Genomic DNA, 20465 nt, shown 5'->3' on the forward strand with positions numbered 1-20465 from the left:
AGCCTTGTGCGATGCCGTTCCCCCTCCGTCGCCGACCGTCGCATCGCACGGCCGTGGCCGCGCTCGCGCTGGCCCTGGTGACGGCTGCGCTCGCGGGGTGCACCTCGGGTGCCGCCCCTGACATGAGCACGAGCGCGAGGCCGAGCGCGCCTCCTTCGTCGTCTGCTCCCGCCGCGACCGCCGAGCCCTCCGAGGAGCCTGCCCCCGTGACCAGCCCCGCCGAGCCCCCGACGCCCGCCGCTCCCGCCTTCGACAAGTCGGCGTTGTCGATCGACGACCCCGCGAGCCTCTGGGTCGTGACGGACAAGCTGCGGACGGTGAACCCGATCGACTACGTGCCGAGCGACCTCGTCACGGTCGACGTGGCGTCGCAGAACCCTCCGGTGTTCCGGCGTGAGGCCGGCGACGCCCTGCTCGCGTTGTTCGCCGCGGGGGAGGCGGAGGGGGCCGGTCAGTTCCAGGTGCAGAGCGCGTACCGGTCGTACGCCACGCAGGTGAGCGTCTACCAGGGCTGGGTCGACCGGCTCGGACAGGCGCAGGCCGACATCCAGAGCGCACGCCCCGGGCACAGCGAGCACCAGACCGGGCTCGTCGCCGACATCAGCCCGATCCCGCTGAGCTGCGCGCTGCAGGCGTGCTTCGGCGACACGGCCCAGGGGCAGTGGCTCGCGGCCAACGCGTGGCGCTACGGGTGGCTGCTGCGCTACCCGGCCGACAAGACGGCGGTCACCGGCTTCACCTACGAGCCGTGGCACTTCCGCTACGTCGGGGTGCCGCTCGCGACCGAGATGCACACCACGGGCGTCACCACCCTCGAGGAGTTCTTCGGGCTGCCGGCCGCGCCGACCTACGCCGGCTGAGCCCCCGTCGCTGAGGCCGCGGCCGCCACCGCCGTGAACCTTCGCGAAAGCGACAACCCTCCGCGATGTTCCGCGTCGTCTCGTCGCTGCCGCGTCGCTTCTCTCCCACGCGGGGGTCTGGCAGGCCGACGGCGGTCCCTCCTCCCCAGCCGCGCCTCCTCGACGGGGTGTCCCCAGCGACGTGCGACGTCGGAGCGCCCGCGGTCGACCGGCCGTCAGGGTGGGCGCATGATCGACCTCGCCGACCTGACGTCCGACCTCCTCACCGCGAAGGAGGCGTGGGTCGGCGTCGGCGACTCACGTGCCCTCCAGCGCGACGCCGCCGCCGGACGCCTCGTCCGCATCGCCCACGGCGCGTACGTGGAGGCCGGGCGATGGTCGTCGCTGCTGCCCAGCCAGCGCTTCGTCTATCGGATCGCCGCGGCACAGCGGACGGCCGTCCGGCCGCTCGTCTTCTCCCACGCGGCCGCGGCCGCATTGTGGGGGCTGCCGTGGTGGGGCGCACCGCCCGGCCTGGTCGAGGTCACCGACCCGACGGCTCGCACGTCACGGGCCCACCGGCTGACCCGGGTGCACGCTCAGCCGCTGACGGACGTCGACGTCGTCGAGCACCTCGGCGTCCGGGCGACCGGCCTCGCCCGCACCTGCGCCGACGTCCTGCTCGACCACCCGAGCCTGGACGCGACCGTGGTCGTCGACGGCGCCCTGCACGGCGGGGCGACGGGATCGGCGGGGATCGCGGACCTCCTCGAGCAGCGTCCCGCCCCGAGGGCCCACGCGCGAGCCCGACGGACGCTCGAGCTCTGCCGGCCCGGCGCCGACTCGGCCGGCGAGTCGGTCAGCCGGGTGCTCGTCCTCGGGTTCGGCTTCCCCGCTCCCGTGCTGCAGCAGCCGTGGCGCGACACCTTCGGGCTGATCGGCGTGACGGACATGTGGTGGCCCGAGCTCGGCGTGATCGGCGAGTACGACGGCGACGTCAAGTACCTCAGCGACCGGTGGCGCCGCGGGCGGACGCCTGAGCAGGTCGTCAAGGACGAGAAGGACCGCGAGGACAGGCTGCGCGCGCTGCCCGAGGTGCGGGGCTTCGCCCGCTGGGGGACCGCCGACCTCCGCTCGCCGGAGCGTCTGCGGCGGATCTTGCTCGCCGCCGGCCTCGAGGCCGGACGGTGAGCCGCCGAACCTCGGCGGAACCTCCGCCGAACCGACGCGGGAGCGACGAACCGACGCGGAAGATCGCGTCGGTTCGTCGCTCCCGCGTCGGGAAGCCGCTCGGCGGCGGGCGGCGGCGGCCGCTTCGGCCGACGGCGCGCGGGCTAGGCGCCGAGCGCCGCGTCGACGATCTGCTTCGCCTCGGCCTGGACCCGCGCGAGGTGCTCGGGGCCCTCGAACGACTCGGCGTAGATCTTGTAGACGTCCTCGGTGCCGCTCGGGCGGGCCGCGAACCAGGCCTTGTCGGTGACCACCTTGAGGCCGCCCACGGCAGCCCCGTTGCCGGGCGCCTCCGCCAGCTTGGCCGTGATGGGGTCGCCGGCGAGCTCGGTCGCGGTGATGTCGTCGCCGCTGAGCTTGCCCAGGCGTGCCTTCTGCTCCTTGCTGGCGGCGGCGTCGACCCGCTCGTAGACGGGGTCGCCGAACTCCTCGGTCAGCTCGGCGTACAGCTGCGACGGGGTCTTGCCCGTGACGGCGATGATCTCGCTGGCGAGCAGCGCGAGCAGGATGCCGTCCTTGTCGGTCGTCCAGACCGTGCCGTCCTTGCGGAGGAACGACGCCCCCGCGCTCTCTTCTCCGCCGAAGGCGACCGAGCCGTCGACCAGGCCGGGCACGAACCACTTGAAGCCGACCGGCACCTCCCAGAGGCGGCGGCCGTGCTTCTCGGCGACCTTGTCGATGATGCTCGACGAGACGAGGGTCTTGCCGATCGCGGCGTCGTCGCGCCACTGCGGGCGGTGCGTGTAGAGGTAGTCGATGGCGACCGCGAGGTAGTGGTTCGGGTTCATCAGGCCGCCGTCGGGCGTGACGATGCCGTGACGGTCCGCGTCGGCGTCGTTGCCCGTGAGCACGTCGAACTCGTCCTTGCGGTGCACGACGCTGGCCATCGCGGACGCGCTGGACGGGTCCATCCGGATCTTGCCGTCCCAGTCGAGCGTCATGAAGCGCCAGGTCGGGTCGACGCCGGGGTTCGTGACGGTCAGGTCGAGGCCGTAGACGTCGCGGATGGCGCCCCAGTACTCGACGCTGGCGCCGCCCAGCGGGTCGGCGCCGATCTTGACCCCGGCCGCCTTGATGGCGTCGATGTCGATGACGTTGATCAGGTCGCCCACGTAGCCGCGCAGGAAGTCGTGGCGGCCGGCGCTGCCGTCGGCCTTGACGACGTCGACGTTGCCCGCGGCGATGATCTCGTTCGCGCGGTCGGCGATCCACTTCGTGGCGTCGCCGTCGGCCGGGCCGCCGTGCGGGGGGTTGTACTTGAAGCCGCCGTCGCGGGGCGGGTTGTGGCTGGGGGTGACGACGATGCCGTCGGCCTTCTCGGTGTTGGCCGGGTCGGCGTTGTGCACCAGGATCGCGTGGCTCAGCGCGGGCGTCGGCACGTAGCCGCCGTCGGCGTCGGCGAGCACGTGCACGCCGTTGCCGACGAGCACCTCGATCGCGGTGCGCTCGGCGGGGGCGCTCAGCATGTGGGTGTCGCGCCCGATGAAGAGCGGCCCGGTGATGCCCTGGCCGGCGCGGTACTCGACGATCGCCTGCGTGATCGCGGCGATGTGCGTCTCGTTGAAGGCGGTGTCGAGCGACGAGCCTCGGTGGCCGGAGGTGCCGAAGACGACCTTCTGCTCGGGCACCGACACGTCGGGGACGAGCGAGTAGTAGGCGTCGACGAGCTCACCGGTGTCGATGAGGTCGCTGTCGAGTGCGGGGGTGCCTGCGCGATCGGTCATGGGCTCATCCTGGCACCAGCCGCCGACCTCCGTCGCTGCCCGGCCAGGGCGCTCAGCAGCCTCTCGGACATCAGCAGGCTCCGGGTCGTCAGTAGGCTCTCCGTCATGCCGACCCCCGCCTCCTCGTCGACCTACAGCTACCTCGGCCCGGCCGGCACCTTCACGGAGGCGGCCCTCAAGCAGGTGCCCGAGGCCGCGGGCGCCGAGTGGCGCAGCGTCAACAACGTGGGCGAGGCGCTCGCCGACGTCGTGTCCGGCCGCAGCGCCGCCGCGATGATCGCGATCGAGAACAGCGTCGAGGGCGGCGTCTCGGCCACGCAGGACGCGCTGGCGACCGTGCCCGGCCTCCGAATCGTCGGCGAGTACCTGGTCGCGGTCGACTTCGTGCTGGTCGCACGACCGGGCACCCGCCTCGAGGAGGTGCGGGTCGTCAACGCGCACCCCGTGGCCTACGCGCAGACGCACCTGTGGCTCGAGGCGAACCTGCCAGGCCACGGGCACCTGCCGGCGACCTCGAACGTCGCCGCGGCCGCCGACCTGCTGTCGACCCCTGCGGGTGCCGGCCGGGCCGACGCCGCCGTGGCCCCGCCGACGATCACCGAGCACCACGACGTCGAGGTGCTGGCCCGCGAGATCGGCGACAACCGCAACGCCGTGACGCGCTTCGTGCTCGTCAGCCGCACCGTGCCGGTGCCGCCCGCCACCGGCGCCGACAAGACGAGCATCATCGTCGAGCTGCCGGAGGACGGCGCCGGAGCGCTCGTCGACATGCTCGAGCAGTTCGCGACCCGTGGCATCAACCTGAGCCTGATCCAGTCGCGGCCGATCGGCGACGCCCTCGGCCGCTACCGGTTCGTGATCGACCTCGACGGCCACGTGCTCGACGAGCGCGTGGCCGACGCGCTGCTCGGGCTCAAGAGGTTCAGCCCGAACGTGATGTTCCTCGGGTCGTACCCCCGGGCCGACGGCCGCCCGGTGGTCGTCGTGCCGCGCTACGACGACGACGCGTTCGTCGACGCGCGCGACTGGCTGCGCGGGCTGGTCTCGGGAGCCTGAGCCCCGCCTCCTCGGGTCGCGCGCGTCCCTTGGTCCGGCGTGCTCGACCGGGGAGCGGAGGAGGCGCCGGTCGTCAGGCCGGGACGCGCACCGTCAGCGCCCCGGGGTCGACCCACGTCTTGATGGCGACGGCCTTGCCGACCGAGTCGCCGTCCATCTCGAAGTCCTGCGGCTCGTCGAGGCGCACGACGATCTCGCGCCCCTTGGAGTAGCGGACCGTGCGCACCTCGCGGCTGTGCGCCATGATCTTGCGTCCGACGGAGCTGCGACGCAGCACTCCGTTCTCCCACACGATCTTGACCCAGATCTGCACCCAGCCGAAGAAGCCGTCGGGGCGCAGGGCGACGATGTCGAAGACGCCGTCGTCGACCGCGGCGTCGGGCAGCAGCATGATGTTGCCGGGCAGCAGGCCGCAGTTGCCGACGAGCACCGTGTGGGCGCGCATGGTCTTGCGGCCCTGGCCGTCGAGGTCGTAGCGGATCACCATGCTGTTGTCGTCGCGGAGCGACCGGGCGATGGCGTCGACGTAGGCGAGCCAGCCGACGCGGGCCTTGAGCTTCGGGTTCGTGTTGGCGAGCATCTTGGCGTCGAGGCCGATGCCGGCCATCACCACGAAGGCGAAGCGCTCGCGCTCGCCGTTCTCGCGCTCGACGTCGACGAGGCCGAGGTCGATCGCGCGGTCGCGGCCCGTGAAGGCCGTCGCGACCGAGCCGTCGAGGTGGTCGAGATCGAGGTCCAGGTTGCGGGCGAGCAGGTTGCCCGTGCCGCTCGGCAGCAGGGCGATGGCGGCGTGCGAGCCCCGCAGCGCCTCGGCGACGGCGCGGACCGTGCCGTCGCCTCCTGCCGCGATGACGACGTCAGCGCCCTCGGCCACGGCCGTCGCGGTGATGCCGCCGCCGGGATCCTCGACGCTGGTCTCGTAGAAGCGGGTCGGCCCCCAGCCGGCCTCGGCCTCGTGGCGCTGCACCGCCGCGCGGATCTTGGCGACGTCGACCTTGATCGGGTTGTAGACGACAGCTGCCGTCTTCGTGGCCGTCGCGGCGTCGGGCGTCGAGGGGTGCTCGGCGGGCGAGGCGGCGGGGGAGGTCGTCATCCGCCCACCGTAACCGCCAGGGCGGTCTGCAGGAGGTCGGTCGCCAGAAGGTCGGTGCCGTCTCCACAGAACGTCAGGGGGTCTCCATAAGATGGACCCGTGATCGATCCCCAGCTGCTGCGCGATGCCCCCGACGTGATCAAGACGAGCCAGCGTGCCCGGGGTGAGTCGGAGTCGCTGGTCGACGACGCGGTCGCCGCCGACACCGCCCGCCGCGCGGCCATCGCCTCGTTCGAGGAGCTGCGGGCCGAGCAGAACGCGTTCGGCAAGACCGTCGCGAAGGCCCCGAGAGACGAGAAGGCCGCTCTCGTCGCCCAGGCCCAGCAGCTGGCCGCGAAGGTGAAGGAGGCGCAGGCCGCGTCCACCGAGGCCGACACCGTCTTCGACAAGGCCGTCCGCTCGCTCGGCAACGTGATCGTCGACGGCGTGCCTGCCGGCGGGGAGGAGAACTTCGCGACCCTCCGCGAGGTCGGCACCCGCCCCTCCTTCGACTTCGAGCCCCTCGACCACGCCGATCTCGGCGAGAAGCTGGGCGCGATCGACATCAAGCGCGGCACGAAGGTGTCGGGCTCGCGCTTCTACTTCCTCCGCGGCATCGGTGCGCGGCTCGAGCTGGCCCTGATGAACATGGCGCTCGACAAGGCGATCGCGAACGACTTCACACCGCTGATCACGCCGACCCTGGTGCGGCCCGAGATCATGGCCGGCACCGGGTTCCTCGGCTCGCACTCCGACGAGGTCTACCACCTGCCCGCCGACGACCTCTACCTGACCGGCACGAGCGAGGTCGCGCTCGCGGGGTACCACTCCGACGAGATCCTCGACGTGACGGCCGGGCCGATCCGCTACGCCGGCTGGTCGACCTGCTACCGCCGCGAGGCGGGCGCCGCCGGCAAGGACAACCGCGGCATCCTCCGCGTGCACCAGTTCAACAAGCTCGAGATGTTCAGCTACGTGCACCCCGACCAGGCCGAGCAGGAGCACGACGCGCTCGTCGCCCTGCAGGAATCGATGATGCAGGCGCTCGGCCTCAACTACCGCGTGATCGACGTCGCCGCGGGCGACCTCGGCTCGAGCGCCGCACGCAAGTTCGACATCGAGGCGTGGGTCCCGACGCAGGGCACCTACCGCGAGCTCAGCAGCACCTCGAACTGCACCACGTTCCAGGCCCGCCGCCTCGACACCCGCTACCGCACCGAGAGCGGCAAGACCGCTCCCGTCGCGACGCTGAACGGAACGCTGGCGACGACTCGCTGGCTGGTGGCGATCCTCGAGACGCACCAGCAGGCCGACGGGTCGGTCGTCGTGCCCGAGGCGCTGCGTCCGTGGCTCGGCGGCCTCGAGGTCATCGAGCCGGTCGCGTGAGCGCCGACGACATGACGGCGGCGGGCGAGAGCTCGAGCTGGGACGACGACACCCGCCACCGGTCGGCCCCCGTGGCGGCGACCGTCTCGGCCGACGAGCGCTGGCTCGTCGCGCTCGACGTCGACGGCACGATCATGCAAGAGGGCGGCACCATCTCGGAGGCGGTGGCCGGCGAGATCACCCGCCTCGCCTCCCAGGGGCACTCGGTCATGATCGCGACCGGGCGGTCCGTCTCGATGACGCTGCCCGTGATGGACCGCCTCGGCCTCGTGTCCGAGTACGTGGTCTGTGCGAACGGGGCGATCACGCTCGGCCGTGTCGAGAAGGCCCCGACCGGGTACTCGCAGTTCCACGTCGAGGAGTTCGACCCGACCGACGTGCTGACCACCATCCGCGAGGGGCTGAACGAGGCGGCCTACGCCGTCGAGGATCGCGACGGCGTGATGCGCTACTGCGGCTCTTTCCCGCAAGTGGAGCACACCGGCGGTGCCGAGAAGGTCGAGTTCGAGCAGCTCTTCGAGATCGCGGCGACGCGCGTCGTCGTGGTGTCGCCGTCGCACGACACTGACGACTTCCTCGAGGTGGTCGAGCGGATGGGGCTGCAGAAGGTGAACTACAACGTCGGCTGGACGGCGTGGCTCGACATCGCGCCCGACGGCGTGACGAAGGCCACCGCTCTCGAGCGCGTGCGTGCCGAGCTCGGCATCCCGCGCGAGCGCGTGCTCGCCGTCGGCGACGGCCGCAACGACATCGCCATGCTGCAGTGGGCCTCCGCCGAGGGCCGCGGCGTCTCGATGGGCCAGGCGCCCGACGACGTGCACGAGGTCGCCAACGAGCGCACCCGCACCGACCTCGACGACGGCCTCGCGGAGGCGCTCGCGCAGCTCTGAGCTGCTGCTGGCGCTGATCGTGCCGAGACCCGTCGAACCCGCGCGGAACCTCGCTCGCGCAGAGGGGTGCGCGCGGGTTCGGCGGGTGCGGACGCACCAGCCCCATGGTGCCCGACGTGCGGGGCAGGCGGCGCGACGATCCTGCCCGGCTGGTGGGGCGCCTCCTCGGCTAGACTCGGCGCGGCTGCACCGGCTCCGGCAGGTGCGCCGGGAGGGCTGTCCGAGCGGCCGATGGAGCTTGTCTTGAAAACAAGTGGGCAGAGATGTCTCGTGGGTTCGAATCCCACGCCCTCCGCCAGAGACTCAGCACCGACACCGACACCGACGCCGACACCGATGCCGACAGCAGCACGGGCGCCGCGACGCGCTAGTCGTCCGACGGGCGGCGGCGCTGCTGCTTCGTGGCCGAGCGCTCGTTCTTCGCAGTGAGCCGGCGGCGGTCCGAGCCGCGGGTGCGCCGGGTCGGACGCCGAGGCGCCGCGTCGGGAGCGAGTCCCGCAGCGACGACCTCGGCGAGCTTCGCCAGCGCGGTCTCGCGGTTGCGCAGCTGCGACCGCTGCTCGGACGACGTGACCGTCAGCACCCCGCCGACGAGCCGGCCGCCGAGCCGCGCCAGCAGCAGATCGCGCTGATCGTCGCTGAGGGCCGCGGAGGAGGCGACGTCCCACGAGAGCTGCACCCGGCTGTCGGACGTGTTCACGTGCTGGCCTCCCGGTCCTGACGAGCGCGAGAAACGCCAGACGAGCTCTGCCGCGGGCACGGTGAGCGCGCGCGACACGACGAGGTCCATGCGGTCAGCTTCGCACGCGGGAGGCGCGGGCAGGACGGCAGCAGCGCAGCCAGGCGCGGCTGCTCACGGCTACGCGCCCTGCCCGGTCGCCTTCCGCAGCAGCGCCGCGATCACGGGACTCGTCGTCTCGTCGACGCTCGCGAGCGCGTACGACGTCGGCCACATGTCGCCGTCGTCGAGCTGAGCCGCGTCCTGGAACCCCATCGTCGAGTAGCGGCCGCCGAACTTCGAGCCGGGCTGGAAGAACACGACGATCTTGCCGTCCGCGTCGGCGTACGACGGGAACCCGTACCAGGTCTTGGGGGCGAGCATCGGAGCGTGCTCGAGGACCAGGGCGTGGAGCCCCTCGGCCACGGCCCGCTCCTCCTCGGTCATCGCGGCGTGCGCGTCGAGGACCGCCTGCAGCTCGGCAGCCGCCTTGTCGGCGGACTTCTGTCGCTTGGCCTCGGCGCGCAGCTCGGCCGCGCGCTCCTTCATGGCCGCGCGCTCCTCCTTGCTGAAGCCCTGGTCGCTTGACGCCATGATGCGTTCCTCTCGTCGTGGACCCGTCGCCGCCGTCCGTGCTGCTGCAGCAGTCGCCGTCGGTGCAGCAGTCGCCGTCGCAGTCGATGCGGCGCCGGCCGCAGCCACGAGGCAGGCGGGTCGCGCTCATCCTGGCGGCGTGCTCCCGGCGCCACAAGTGCCACCCGTCACGCATCCGTCGCGCATCCGTCACGCCGCCGTCGACACCGCCGCCACGATCCGCTCGGCCCCGAACCGCCAGGCGGCGTCGACGTCGCCGCCGAGGCCGAAGCCGCCGGCGAGCTCCATGCTCACGAAGCCGGCGGCCCACGCGGTCACCGTGCGCGCCGCCTCCAGCGCCCTGTCCTCGCCCGCGAGCGCACCCGCGTGACGCAGGATCGGCCGGCTCGTAGCCGCCCCGAACTCGGGCCGCGCGGTCGGGACGCCCGGCCCCGGCGTCATCACCAGCTGGAACGCCGCCGGCCGCTCGTGCCCGAAGGCGCGGAACCGGTCGACCAGGTCGCCCAGGTCGGCGCTCTGCTCGAGCCGGACGCCCACCTCCTCGAGGGTCGCCTCCGCCACCAGCTGCACGAGCTGGTCCCTGCCCTGCACGCGCTTGTACAAGGAGGGGGCGCGCACGCCGACCCGCTGGGCCACGGCCTGCATGGTGAGGCCGGCCAGCCCCTCCGTCTCGAGCAGGTCGCGGGCGGCGGTGACGATGGCCTCCAAGGAGGTGCGGTCGGGAGTCGGCATCCGTCCACCATACCTATTGACCATAGCCATGATGGCTATGTATCGTAGCCATCATGAAGATCAGCGAGCACGTCCACCGCCTCGGCAACGACATCGTCGCCTCCTACCTCGTCGTCACGCCCGAGGGCGTCACGGCGGTCGACGCCGGCCTGCCCGGCCACCGCCGCGAGCTGCTCGCCGAGCTCGCCCTGCTCGGCCTCGGCCCGGCCGACGTCGCCGGGGTCGTGCTGACGCACGGCGACTCCGACCACGTGGGCTTCGCCGAGTGGCTGCGCCGCGAGCACGGCGTGCCGGTGTACGTCCACCCGGCCGACGCCTCCCGCGCGAAGGGCGGCGGCAAGCCGGCTGGCCTCAAGCAGCAGATGAAGATCGGGGCGATGCTCGGGTTCCTCACCTACTTCGTCCGCAAGGGCGGCGCGCGGTCCGCGTGGCTCACCGAGGTGGTCGAGGTGCACGACGGCGACGTGCTCGACCTGCCCGGCTCGCCGCGCGTGATCAGCGTGCCCGGACACTCGGAGGGCAGCGTCGCCGTGCACGTGCCCCTCGCCGACGCGCTCTTCGTGGGCGACGCCCTCACGACCCGCCACGTGCTCACCGGTGCCGAGGGGCCCCAGCCGGCGCCCTTCACGGACGAGCCCGAGCGCGCCGTCGCGTCGCTGCGGGCCCTGGTCGACACCGGGGCGACGTGGGTGCTGCCCGGACACGGCGCGCCCTGGGGCGGAGGAGTCGCCGCCGCGGTCGCCGCCGTCGAGGCCGCCGCCGCGCACCGCGCCTGATCTGCGCCGTTGCCCGTCGCACCCCGGAGTGGACCATGAACCCCGTCATCACGGGGTGCATCGTCCACTCCGAGGTGTTCGCCGTCGCCCAGCTCTCGTCGCCCAGCGCGCAGACCGCGCGCAGGCAGCATGCGTGCCGCGAGCATCGAGGAGGCGCGGAGGCGACGCGCAGGATCGCTCCCGACGGTCCGCCTCACCGAGGACGCGCGACGTACCCCCACCCCCGAAGACGGGCGACGACCGCCTCCGGACGGGGGGTGTGAGCGGCCCCGCCGTCGTGGTGCACTGACGTCGTCGCCAGGCTCGCCGTTCCGGGCCGCAGGCCGGCGCCGAGGTCCAGCCCACGGCGCAGCACCTCCTCGCACGCTCGCTCGCTCCCTCCTCACACCGAAGGACCCTCCCGTGATCGACCTCGCCCGCGCGGGCGTCGTCGCCGGGGCCGTCGTCGCGCTCGCGGCCGGTCTCGTCGTCGCGCCCCCCGCCTCCTCGTCCCGTGTCTCGACCGCGGAGGCTGCGGAGGCCGCGGCTCCCCGCACGACCGCGACCACCACCTCCTCGACGATCCGCACCGCGTCGGCCGCGACCGTCTTCAAGGGCGGGCTGCACGTCGAGCAGCAAGGCCCGGCGGCCATCGCCGCGACCCAGCTCGCCGCCCAGGGGCGCACCGCCGACGCCGCCGCTGCCCGCACGATCGCGGCGCAGCCGATCGCGATCTGGCTCGGCTCCTGGTACGACGACGCGATGCTGGTGAAGGTGATCCAGCGCAACCTGGCGGCCGCCGAGAAGAAGGGCACGACGCCGGTCTTCGTCACCTACGACATCCCCGGCCGCGACTGCGGCGGGCACTCTTCAGGAGGCGCGGCGAACGACGCCGCCTACCTGGCCTGGAACCAGAAGGTCGCGACGGCACTCGCGGGGCACCGTGCCGTCGTGCTGGTCGAGCCCGACTCGCTGGGGCACCTCAGCTCGTGCCCGGCGATGACCACGACCCGGACCGCGACCATCGCGAGCGCCGTCGCCGCGTTCTCGCGCGCCGGGGTTCCCGCGTACCTCGACGGGGGCAACTCGAACTGGGTGAAGCCCGCCGACATGGCCGCGCGGCTGAGGGCGGCGGGGATCGGGAAGGCGAGGGGCTTCTACACGAACGTCGCGAACTACTACACGGTCGACCAGGAGAGGGCCTACGCCGAGAAGGTCTCCGCCGCGACGGGCGGGGCCAGGTACGTGATCGACGTCGGGCGGAACGGGCGCGGCTGGAAGGGCACCTGGTGCAACGCTCCCGGCGCGGGGCTCGGACAGACGCCGCGCGTGGCGACGTCCGGGACGACCCGGCTCGACGCCCTGCTCTGGGTCAAGACGCCCGGCGCGAGCGACGGCACCTGCGGCGGCGGGCCGGCGGCGGGCACGTGGTTCCCGTCGTACGCGACGGCGTTGGTCGCGAACCGGCGCTGAGCGCCCGCTGGCCCGTCGCGCGCTGGTCGACTTCCTGCCCGTGTGCGCTGCCGGGGCCACAAATGCCGACCGCAGGCGTCATGCAGTTCGGATCCTGACGGGAAAAGCCGCTGTTGCAGCGCGCGCGGTCGGCATTTGCGGAAGACAGGCCGCCGTGCTCGCGGATCGCTCTCAAAGGACGCGGGCAGTGGGCAGCGTGCAGGGGCCGCAGACGCGCAGGAGGCGCGGTGCGAGCCTCGCTCGCACCGCGCCTCCTGCAGGCGGCCGGGTCGTCCCGGCGGGGCCGACCTAGAGGGTCGGCTCCGACGGGTCCCAGGCCTCGGCGAGCGGCTCCGGCTTCGCGACCGTCGAGGCGACCTCGACGACCGAGCGCGACTCCGCGGCCTCGCTGACGGCGAGCAGCACGTCGAGCACGTGCGACGCGACCGCGCCGCTGGCACGCTCGGCGTCGCCGCCGCGCAGCGCACGGGCGAGGTCGAGCACGCCCGAGCCGCGTCCGTACGTCGAGCCGGCTGCCGCGAGGGTGCTCGGCTCGTCCTGGCCGAAGCGCCAGATCGTCGAGTCGCCCTCGAAGGTGTTCGGGTCTGGGAGCACGATGGTGCCCTCGGTGCCGCTGATCTCGACGAAGCCCATGCGGGGCAGCGCGTTCTGGAACGAGAAGGTCGACTGCGCCGACTGCCCGCCCTCGAACGAGATGAGCGCCGCGTGGTGCGTCGGCACCTCGACGGGGAACTCGGTGCCGGCGCGGGGGCCGCTGCCGATCGAGCGGGTCGTGCGCGACGTCGACGAGACGGCGCTGACCGAGCTGGCGGCGCCGAACGCGTGCACGAGCGTCGTCACGTAGTAGGGGCCCATGTCGAACAGCGGGCCCGCGCCCTTCGCGAAGAGGAACTCGGGGTCCGGGTGCCACGCGTCCGGCCCCGGCACGTGGAACAGCGTCGTCGCGGTCAGCGGCTCGCCGATGTCGCCGCGAGCGATGGCGCGCATCGCCGACTGGATGCCGGCGCCGAGCACGGTGTCGGGCGCGCAGGCGACCCTGACCCCTGCGGCGTCGGCCGCGGCCAGCAGGTCGCTGCCCGACGTGTGGTCGAGGGCGAGCGGCTTCTCGCTCCAGACGCTCTTGCCGGCGGCGACGACCTGACGACCGACCTCGGCGTGCACGGCGGGGATCGTCAGGTTGACGACGATCTCGATCTCGTCGATCGCGAGCAGCTCCTCGACAGTGCCGTGGCCGGGCACGCCGTACTCCTCGGCGCGCGAGCGGGCGCGGTCGGCGATCAGGTCGGCGACGAAGAGGACCTCGAGGTCGGGGAACCTCGTCATGTTCTCGAGGTACGTGCCGCTGATGACGCCCGCGCCGATGACGCCGACGCCGACGCGACCCGTGCGGCCGGCGCCGGTCACTTGTCGTTCTCCGCGAGCCACGCGAGCGACTCGGCGATGCCGTCGAACACGTCCTTGCCGTAGTCGTCGAACTCGACCACGCGCAGCGCGTGCGGCGCGGCGGCGAGCACGGCCGCCACGTCGACGTCGCCCTGGCCGGCCGGCTTCTGGTTCTTGAACGCGGCGGCGAGGGCCTCCGGCACCTCCAGGGCGCTCTCGCTGCTCGGCAGCGCGGTGGCGATGTCGCCCGAGATCAGACCGTCCTTGATGTGCAGGAACTGCACGCGGTCGCCCAGCGAGCGCAGCAGGGCAGGGGTGTCCATGCCGCCGACGGTCGACCAGAAGGTGTCGATCTCGAGGACGACGTCGTCGTTCAGGCGCTCGAGGAAGAACTCGTAGACGGGGCGCCCGTCGACCTTGTTCGCGAACTCCCACTGGTGGTTGTGATAGCCGAACGCCAGCCCTGCGGCCGCGGCCTGCACCTGCAGCTCGTTGACGCGGTCGGCGATCGCGCGGGCGTCGTCGGCGGTCTGCCAGCGGTCGCTCGGGATGAAGGGGTCGATCACGGTTCCGACGCCGAGCTGGGCGGCGGCGGCGAAGGCACGCTCGGGCTCCGTCGAGTCGATGACCGGCGCGTGCGCGGACGGCGCGGTGACGCCCGAGGCGGCGAAGGCCTTCTCGAGCTCGTCGGCGCGAGCCACGAAGTCGTAGGGCTCGACCTTGGTGAAGCCGATCTCGGCGACGCGGGCGACGGCGCCCTGCAGGTCGGCCGAGATGGCGTCCCTGACCGTGTAGAGCTGGACGGAGGGTGACGAGGTCATGGCGAACTCCTTTGTCGTGGTGGATCTCGTGGGCGTGGCGCCGACGGCGGCCGGCGCGGTGACGGTCGAGGGCGTGCACGCCAACTCTGTCACTTCTGTCGAGCGATGACAAAAGGTCTACGAAGATCGACAGGATCGGTCTCGGGATCGAGGAGGCGCCTCCTAGGCTGACGGGGTGCGCCAGCGACTCAGCACCCGGCTGCGGGACGCCCCTCCCGTGGTCGTCGTGCTCGTGCTCTACGCCGTCTCGCGACTCGTCTCGAGCGCGTGGCTCGGCGGTCTCTTCTCGCTCGCGACCTCGCAGGGCTGGGCGTTCGCGAGCCACCGCGCCGACCCGAGCTTCGCCTCCTTCTCGGGCTCGTGGGACGCCAGCTTCTACCGCACCATCGCGCAGCAGGGCTACCCGACCGAGCTGCCCGTCGACGACGACGGGCACGTGCTGCCGAACCCCTGGGCGTTCCTGCCGGCGTTCCCCTGGCTGGTGCGCGGCGTGGCTGCCGTGCTCGGCGTCGACCTCGCCGGGAACGCGTTCTTCGCGATCGGCCTCGTCGTGGCCGTGATCGCAGGAGGCGGCGCCGCGGTGCTGCTGCACCGTGTCGTCCTCGAGACGGTCGGCCCGCAGAGCGCCCTCTGGGCCGCGGCCCTCTTCTGCTTCGGCCCGCTCTCGTTCGTGCTGCAGGTCGCCTACGCCGAGAGCTTGCTGCTGCTGCTCACCTTCGGGGCGCTGCTCGCGATGATCCGGCAGCGGTACCTGCTGATGGTGCCGCTCGGCGTCGTCGCCGCGTTCACCCGACCGGGCGTGCTCGCCCTCGCGTTGGCGCTCGCCGTGACGGCGATCATGCGGCTGCGTCGCGAGGGGAAGGCGTTCAGGAGGCGCGAACGGGTCTCGGTCGTCGTGGCAGGGCTGCTGATCTCGGCGGCGGGCCTCGCCTGGCCCGTGATCGCTGACCACGTCACCGGGCGGTCGGGCGCGTACCTCGACACCGAGCTCTCGTGGTGGGTCGGCTTCGTCGGCCGCCAGCACTTCGCGCCGCTGACTCCCTGGTTCGTGATGGCCGGCACGTTCCTCGGCGTCGCGGGGATCGTGCTCGTCGGGGTGCTGCTCGGCGCCGTGACCTGGGCGTTCACCCGCCGCTCGACGCAGGCGATGGGCGTCGAGGTCGTCTCGTACGCCGCGAGCTACCTGCTCTACCTCGTCGCCGTGTTCCTGCCGCAGCAGAGCCTGCCGAGGCTGCTGCTGCCCGTCGCGCCGCTGCTCGGCCACCCCGCGGTCGTGGCCGTGCCGCGCCTCCGGTGGGTCCTGCTCTGGGCAGGCGTCGCGCTGCAGCCGGTCGCGGTCGTGCTGCTCTGGTTCGTCGGCTACCCCTGACCGTCGTCAGGCCCCCCGTTCAGGGCGACCCACCGTCCCGTGGAGTTCCAGCGGTTACGATGCCGTTCTGCCCGCCCATCGCGCAGGCACGAACCCCGCCGACCGTCACCGGGTCTGCGCCGTGCCCGCGTCGACCGAGAGGACTCCGCGTGACCGACGACCGCGACCGCACCGCCAGCCGCACCGAGAGGGCCCCCCGCACCCGAGCCGAGGCGCTCGCGGGGAGCCGGTCGGGCAGCCGCACGGGCCGCCGCGCCGCCGAGGCCTCCAGCCGAGGAGTCGCCCGTCACGGCCGCCTCCGCGCCACCGGCCCGCTGGGCACGATCGGCAAGGTCGTCGCCGGTGCGCTCGCCGTCGTCCTCGTGAGCGGGGCCTCCGTGGGGGCCATCGCGGCCTACCAGGTGCGCTCCGACCTCGGCACGGGCGTCGCCCTGCCCGCGGCGAAGGGCCAGTCGCCCGTCGTCGCGTCGCCGCCCACGATCGACGCGTTCCCCGGCGGCTTCAACGTGCTGATCGTCGGCACGGACAACGACGCCGCACAGGACGAGGGCGAGTTCGGCAAGCGCGACGCGACCCTGAACGACGTCAACATCCTGCTGCACGTCTCGGCCGACCACTCGAACGCGACGGCCGTGAGCATCCCCCGCGACATGGTCGTGCCCATCCCCGCCTGCGCCCGCGAGGACGGCAGCGGCTACTACTCGGCGATGTCGGCCCGCCCCATGAACGAGGCCTACTCGTACGGCGGCCTCAGCTGCGTCGTCTCGACGGTCTCCGAGCTCACCGGGCTCGAGATCCCCTTCGCCGGGATGATCTCCTTCAACGGCGTCATCGAGATGTCGAACGCCGTCGGCGGGGTGCCCGTCTGCGCGGCGACCCCCATCAAGGACCGCTACACCGGCCTCGACATCCAGGCCGGCGAGACGGTGCTGCAGGGCGAGCAGGCGCTGCAGTTCCTCCGTACCCGCCACGGCGTCGGCGACGGCTCGGACCTCGGCCGGATCAGCAGCCAGCAGGTCTACCTGTCGTCGCTGCTGCGCACGGTCAAGAGTGCCGACACGCTCACGAACCCGACGAAGCTGTACTCGCTCGCCCGTGCGGCGGCGAGCAACATGACGCTCTCCGAGGGGCTCACCGACGTCAACACCATGGTGCAGATCGGCTCGGCGCTGCGCGACCTCCCCCTCGACCAGGTCAACTTCGTCCAGTACCCCGGCACGACCGGCGGCAGCGGCGTCTACGAGGGCAAGGTCCAGCCGATCACGTCGGTCGCGGAGCGGCTGTTCGACGCCGTCCGGGCCGACCAGCCGTTCACGCTCGAGGCCGGCAGCGAGGGGCTCGGCGCCGCGTCCGCCGCCGGCGACGCTGCTGCTGGCGATGCTGCGGCCGGCGACGCTGCTGCTGGCGACGCTGCGGCCGGTGCTGCTGCGGGAGGCGCGTCGGCGGCTCCCGAGGCGCCCGCCGCCTCCGTGTCCGGTACGCCTGCCCCCACGGCCCCGGCCGCCGGCACCCCGACCGACCCTGCGGCGGCTCCCTCGGGCCCCGAGGTCATCTCCGGCCTGACGGGCCAGTCGGCTGCGGAGCAGACCTGCTCGGTCGGCTTCCTGCAGAAGTAGCGCCGCTTCCTCCGCTGCACCTCGCGTGCCCTGCGTGCCTGCCCGCGCGTCGGGGTGCGCACCGGGAGGGGGAGGGCGCCCCGGCGAGTAACCAGCTCGCCGGGACGACCGGGGATCCCGCGCGGGCGCCCGAACGCGCCGCGGGGGCCCTGCGGTGCCGGGATCAGGGGTTCGGCACCGCAGGGGGTGTGACGTCGACGTCGTCGTCGACAGAGATGCCTCCGGCCGGTGCCGCGTCGGATGCGGCACTCCGTCGGGAAGTGCGTCGGAGGTCTGTGTCGGTGCCGGCGGGGGAGAGTCGCTGCGTCCGGGGACGCCCCGTGCTGCCGGGTGGTGCACGACTCCGCCGTCTCCGGCGCCAGGGGTACTCTATGAGTCGGCATATAGGTGGACAAGGCCGCAGTGCCCCCCGAACGGGGGATCACCGGGTGAAACACGGGTGACCAGGGCTCCGGCAGGTGCCGAGGAGGCGCGGCTCGGCCCCTCCAGGAGGCGCAGTTCGGCAGATCGCGTCCGGCCCGCTATGATCGTGGGTGCGCCGTCACGTCCCGCACGAGACTGCGCATGGAGCCGTCGCATAGTTCGGCCTAGTGCACCACCCTGCTAAGGTGGAGTTCCCTTTGTGGGAACCGTGGGTTCAAATCCCACCGGCTCCGCGGGGCCCCGTCGCGTTGTGATCTCGCCAGATCGATGCACGGGGCCTTTTTCTTTGCCCTGGTGCTTTCTCGGCCGGCCGCCGGCCCGGCTCGGCCAGGTCCCGGGTCAGACGCGTGCGAGCCAGCCGCTCCGCGTCAGCGAACCGCGAGGATGCCGCTCGCCGCCGTAGGGAACCCGTGAGGAACGCCGTCCGGGGCCGTCCCGCGGTGTCTGCTGGGTGACCGTGCCCCAGTCGGGCACGCGACCGGCGCCGCCGGCCGCACCCGCTCCTCCTGGACTCGGAGTCACCACCGTGCTCGACCTCGTCTACCTGCTCGCCATCGTCGCCGTCATGGCGGTCGTCGCCCTCGTGGCGAAGGGGGTGGAGCGCCTGTGACCGTCCTCGGCATCGTCGCGGTCGTCCTCGCCGTCGCCGCCCTCGTCTACCTCGTGGTCGCGCTCGTCGCGCCCGAGAAGTTCTAGGCGGCCGGTGTGAACGACACCCTCGCGGGCCTCCTCCAGATCGCCACCGTCGTGCTGGTGCTCGTGGTGCTGCACCGGCCGCTCGGCGACCACATGGCGCGCACCTTCACGAGCACCCGCGACCTCGCGGCCGAGCGGTTGCTCTATCGGGTCATCGGCGTCGACAGCTCGTCCGAGCAGACCTGGCGGGCGTACCTCCGCGGCGTCCTCGCCTTCTCGGTCGTCGGCCTGCTCTTCCTCTACCTGCTGCAGCGCACGCAGGCGCTGCTGCCTGCCTCCCTCGGCCTGCCCGCCGTGCCGCCCGACCTCGCGTTCAACACCGCCGCGAGCTTCGTCGCCAACACGAACTGGCAGTCGTACTCGCCCGAGCTGACGATGGGCTACGCCGTCCAGCTCGCCGGGCTCGCCGTGCAGAACTTCGTCTCGGCCGCCGTCGGGATCGCCGTCGCCGTCGCGCTGATCCGCGGCCTCGCCCGCGCCCGCAGCGGCACCCTCGGCAACTTCTGGGTCGACCTGACCCGGTCGGTGACGCGCATCCTGCTGCCGCTCGCGGTCGTCGCGGCCTTCGTGCTGCTCGCCGGCGGCGTCGTGCAGACGTTCGCCGCGCCCGAGACGGTCGGCACGCTGACCGGCGGCTCGGCCGTGATCCCGGGCGGGCCGGTGGCCTCCCAGGAGGCGATCAAGCTGCTGGGCACGAACGGCGGCGGCTTCTTCAACGCCAACAGCGCGCACCCGTTCGAGAACCCGAGCGCCTGGACGAACCTGTTCCAGGTCGTGCTGATGCTCGTCATCCCGTTCTCGCTGCCGCGCACCCTCGGCCGCATGGTCGGCTCGACCCGAGAGGGCCGGGCGATCGCGGCCGTCATGACGACCATCGCGGTCGTCTCGCTCACCGCGATGACCTGGGCAGAGGTCCGCGGCGCGGGCACCGCTCCGGAGCTCGCCGGCGGCGCCCTCGAGGGCAAGGAGGTGCGGTTCGGCGTCTGGGGATCGACCCTGTTCGGCTCGACCTCGACCCTCACCTCGACGGGCGCCGTCGACTCGATGCACGACTCGTACACGGCGCTCGGCGGCATGGTCGCGATGATCAACATGATGCTCGGCGAGATCGCCCCCGGCGGCGTCGGCTCGGGGCTCTACGGGATCCTCGTGCTCGCCGTCATCACCGTGTTCATCGCGGGGCTGCTCGTCGGCCGGACGCCCGAGTACCTCGGCAAGGCGATCGGGCCTCGCGAGATCAAGCTCGCCAGCCTGTACATCCTCGTCACGCCGACGCTCGTGCTGACGGGCACGGCGCTGAGCTTCGCGATCCCCGCGGTGCGCGCCGACGTCGAGGGCACGTCGATCTGGAACCCCGGCCTGCACGGCTTCAGCGAGGTGCTCTACGCCTTCACCTCGGCCGCGAACAACAACGGCTCGGCCTTCGCGGGCCTCACGGCGAACACGCCCTGGTTCAACACGGCCCTCGGCGTCGCGATGCTGCTCGGCCGGTTCGTGCCGATAGTGCTCGTGCTCGCCCTCGCCGGCTCGTTCGCCGCCCAGGGCAAGGCGCCCGCGACCGCGGGCACCCTGCCGACCCACCGCCCGCAGTTCGTGGGCCTCCTCACCGGCGTCTCCGTGATCGTCACGGCGCTGACCTACTTCCCCGTGCTCGCGCTGGGGCCGCTCGCCGAAGGGCTGAACTGACC

19 protein-coding genes and 2 tRNA genes are annotated in these 20465 nt (G+C 72.7%); 14 read left to right on the plus strand and 7 right to left on the minus strand.

What is annotated here, in order from left to right; translation table 11 throughout:
• Nucleotides 1-11 precede the first annotated feature (11 nt).
• Together JOE35_RS03380 and JOE35_RS03385 are read left to right on the plus strand one after the other, a co-directional pair.
• The gene (locus JOE35_RS03380; RefSeq protein ID WP_245186040.1) at nucleotides 12-860 is read left to right on the plus strand and encodes a M15 family metallopeptidase; all 849 of its coding nucleotides are present in this window, start codon (nucleotides 12-14) and stop codon (nucleotides 858-860) included.
• Between the two features lie 228 nt (nucleotides 861-1088).
• Entirely contained in the window at nucleotides 1089-2030 is a 942-nt protein-coding gene (locus tag JOE35_RS03385) for a hypothetical protein (protein ID WP_209559864.1), read from the plus strand.
• 143 nt (nucleotides 2031-2173) lie between these two features.
• Here the strand turns inward: JOE35_RS03385 and pgm are convergent, their stop codons facing one another.
• Nucleotides 2174-3793: a phosphoglucomutase (alpha-D-glucose-1,6-bisphosphate-dependent) gene (pgm, locus tag JOE35_RS03390; RefSeq protein WP_209559865.1), complete on the minus strand. Its 1620-nt coding sequence runs from the start codon at nucleotides 3791-3793 to the stop codon at nucleotides 2174-2176.
• 105 nt (nucleotides 3794-3898) lie between these two features.
• On the opposite strand from pgm, the gene pheA reads away from it, so the two are divergent.
• Nucleotides 3899-4849, plus strand: a complete 951-nt coding sequence (gene pheA / locus JOE35_RS03395) for a prephenate dehydratase (protein WP_209559866.1) — start codon at nucleotides 3899-3901, stop codon at nucleotides 4847-4849.
• Between the two features lie 73 nt (nucleotides 4850-4922).
• Here the strand turns inward: pheA and JOE35_RS03400 are convergent, their stop codons facing one another.
• Nucleotides 4923-5942 carry a diacylglycerol kinase family protein gene (locus tag JOE35_RS03400; protein WP_209559867.1) on the minus strand — a complete coding sequence of 340 codons (1020 nt, stop codon included), beginning with the start codon at nucleotides 5940-5942 and terminating at the stop codon, nucleotides 4923-4925.
• 99 nt (nucleotides 5943-6041) lie between these two features.
• On the opposite strand from JOE35_RS03400, the gene serS reads away from it, so the two are divergent.
• The 3 genes from serS to JOE35_RS03415 all read left to right on the plus strand — a co-directional run bounded on the left by serS (nucleotide 6042) and on the right by JOE35_RS03415 (nucleotide 8495).
• Complete coding sequence (gene serS, locus JOE35_RS03405; protein ID WP_209559868.1) at nucleotides 6042-7307, plus strand: serine--tRNA ligase; 1266 nt, start codon at nucleotides 6042-6044, stop codon at nucleotides 7305-7307.
• Nucleotides 7304-8197 (plus strand): HAD family hydrolase, encoded by an 894-nt coding sequence (locus tag JOE35_RS03410; RefSeq protein WP_307802920.1) that lies wholly within the window; start codon nucleotides 7304-7306, stop codon nucleotides 8195-8197. Before serS ends, JOE35_RS03410 begins: the two co-directional genes overlap by 4 nt.
• 210 nt (nucleotides 8198-8407) lie before the next feature.
• A tRNA-Ser gene (locus JOE35_RS03415) sits at nucleotides 8408-8495 on the plus strand.
• Between the two features lie 69 nt (nucleotides 8496-8564).
• Here the strand turns inward: JOE35_RS03415 and arfB are convergent.
• The 3 genes from arfB to JOE35_RS03430 form a co-directional block, all read right to left on the minus strand.
• Complete coding sequence (gene arfB, locus JOE35_RS03420) at nucleotides 8565-8987, minus strand: alternative ribosome rescue aminoacyl-tRNA hydrolase ArfB (RefSeq protein WP_209559869.1); 423 nt, start codon at nucleotides 8985-8987, stop codon at nucleotides 8565-8567.
• A gap of 69 nt (nucleotides 8988-9056) precedes the next feature.
• Nucleotides 9057-9509, minus strand: coding sequence for a hypothetical protein (locus tag JOE35_RS03425; RefSeq protein ID WP_209559870.1), 453 nt, complete (start codon nucleotides 9507-9509; stop codon nucleotides 9057-9059).
• 189 nt (nucleotides 9510-9698) lie between these two features.
• Nucleotides 9699-10241, minus strand: a complete 543-nt coding sequence (locus tag JOE35_RS03430) for a TetR/AcrR family transcriptional regulator (protein ID WP_209559871.1) — start codon at nucleotides 10239-10241, stop codon at nucleotides 9699-9701.
• Between the two features lie 53 nt (nucleotides 10242-10294).
• Here JOE35_RS03430 and JOE35_RS03435 point away from each other — a divergent pair, with 53 nt between their 5' ends.
• Both JOE35_RS03435 and JOE35_RS03440 read left to right on the plus strand, forming a co-directional pair.
• Nucleotides 10295-11017 carry an MBL fold metallo-hydrolase gene (locus JOE35_RS03435; protein WP_209559872.1) on the plus strand — a complete coding sequence of 241 codons (723 nt, stop codon included), beginning with the start codon at nucleotides 10295-10297 and terminating at the stop codon, nucleotides 11015-11017.
• Between the two features lie 402 nt (nucleotides 11018-11419).
• The gene (locus JOE35_RS03440; RefSeq protein ID WP_209559873.1) at nucleotides 11420-12469 is read left to right on the plus strand and encodes a glycoside hydrolase family 6 protein; all 1050 of its coding nucleotides are present in this window, start codon (nucleotides 11420-11422) and stop codon (nucleotides 12467-12469) included.
• Between the two features lie 288 nt (nucleotides 12470-12757).
• Here JOE35_RS03440 and JOE35_RS03445 read toward each other — a convergent pair whose 3' ends face one another.
• The gene (locus JOE35_RS03445) at nucleotides 12758-13873 is read right to left on the minus strand and encodes a Gfo/Idh/MocA family protein (RefSeq protein ID WP_209559874.1); all 1116 of its coding nucleotides are present in this window, start codon (nucleotides 13871-13873) and stop codon (nucleotides 12758-12760) included.
• On the minus strand, nucleotides 13870-14673 hold the full coding sequence (locus JOE35_RS03450) for a sugar phosphate isomerase/epimerase (RefSeq protein WP_209559875.1): 804 nt from the start codon (nucleotides 14671-14673) through the stop codon (nucleotides 13870-13872). The genes JOE35_RS03445 and JOE35_RS03450 overlap by 4 nt, the downstream gene beginning before the upstream one ends.
• A gap of 175 nt (nucleotides 14674-14848) precedes the next feature.
• On the opposite strand from JOE35_RS03450, the gene JOE35_RS03455 reads away from it, so the two are divergent.
• The 6 genes from JOE35_RS03455 to kdpA all read left to right on the plus strand — a co-directional run bounded on the left by JOE35_RS03455 (nucleotide 14849) and on the right by kdpA (nucleotide 20463).
• Nucleotides 14849-16042: a mannosyltransferase family protein gene (locus JOE35_RS03455; RefSeq protein ID WP_209559876.1), complete on the plus strand. Its 1194-nt coding sequence runs from the start codon at nucleotides 14849-14851 to the stop codon at nucleotides 16040-16042.
• 149 nt (nucleotides 16043-16191) lie between these two features.
• Nucleotides 16192-17658, plus strand: a complete 1467-nt coding sequence (locus JOE35_RS03460; RefSeq protein ID WP_307802921.1) for an LCP family protein — start codon at nucleotides 16192-16194, stop codon at nucleotides 17656-17658.
• A 566-nt stretch (nucleotides 17659-18224) separates the two neighbouring features.
• Nucleotides 18225-18314: transfer RNA gene (locus JOE35_RS03465), tRNA-Ser, on the plus strand.
• 218 nt (nucleotides 18315-18532) lie between these two features.
• Nucleotides 18533-18691: a hypothetical protein gene (locus tag JOE35_RS16010; RefSeq protein ID WP_209559878.1), complete on the plus strand. Its 159-nt coding sequence runs from the start codon at nucleotides 18533-18535 to the stop codon at nucleotides 18689-18691.
• Nucleotides 18688-18777, plus strand: coding sequence for a potassium-transporting ATPase subunit F (locus tag JOE35_RS16015; RefSeq protein ID WP_209559879.1), 90 nt, complete (start codon nucleotides 18688-18690; stop codon nucleotides 18775-18777). The genes JOE35_RS16010 and JOE35_RS16015 overlap by 4 nt, the downstream gene beginning before the upstream one ends.
• A gap of 9 nt (nucleotides 18778-18786) precedes the next feature.
• Nucleotides 18787-20463 (plus strand): potassium-transporting ATPase subunit KdpA, encoded by a 1677-nt coding sequence (kdpA, locus tag JOE35_RS03480; RefSeq protein WP_209559880.1) that lies wholly within the window; start codon nucleotides 18787-18789, stop codon nucleotides 20461-20463.
• The last annotated feature ends 2 nt before the right edge of the window (nucleotides 20464-20465 follow it).

The sequence above is a fragment of the Frigoribacterium sp. PvP032 genome, from assembly GCF_017833035.1.
GTDB lineage: Bacteria > Actinomycetota > Actinomycetes > Actinomycetales > Microbacteriaceae > Frigoribacterium.

Bases quoted from the DNA above. Each gene is read 5' to 3' on its own strand.
- JOE35_RS03380 (WP_245186040.1), top strand. From the start codon at position 12: ATGCCGTTCCCCCTCCGTCGCCGACCGTCGCATCGCACGGCCGTGGCC.
- JOE35_RS03385 (WP_209559864.1), top strand. From the start codon at position 1,089: ATGATCGACCTCGCCGACCTGACGTCCGACCTCCTCACCGCGAAGGAG.
- pgm (WP_209559865.1), bottom strand. From the start codon at position 3,793: ATGACCGATCGCGCAGGCACCCCCGCACTCGACAGCGACCTCATCGAC.
- pheA (WP_209559866.1), top strand. From the start codon at position 3,899: ATGCCGACCCCCGCCTCCTCGTCGACCTACAGCTACCTCGGCCCGGCC.
- JOE35_RS03400 (WP_209559867.1), bottom strand. From the start codon at position 5,942: ATGACGACCTCCCCCGCCGCCTCGCCCGCCGAGCACCCCTCGACGCCC.
- arfB (WP_209559869.1), bottom strand. From the start codon at position 8,987: ATGGACCTCGTCGTGTCGCGCGCGCTCACCGTGCCCGCGGCAGAGCTC.
- JOE35_RS03425 (WP_209559870.1), bottom strand. From the start codon at position 9,509: ATGGCGTCAAGCGACCAGGGCTTCAGCAAGGAGGAGCGCGCGGCCATG.
- JOE35_RS03430 (WP_209559871.1), bottom strand. From the start codon at position 10,241: ATGCCGACTCCCGACCGCACCTCCTTGGAGGCCATCGTCACCGCCGCC.
- JOE35_RS03435 (WP_209559872.1), top strand. From the start codon at position 10,295: ATGAAGATCAGCGAGCACGTCCACCGCCTCGGCAACGACATCGTCGCC.
- JOE35_RS03450 (WP_209559875.1), bottom strand. From the start codon at position 14,673: ATGACCTCGTCACCCTCCGTCCAGCTCTACACGGTCAGGGACGCCATC.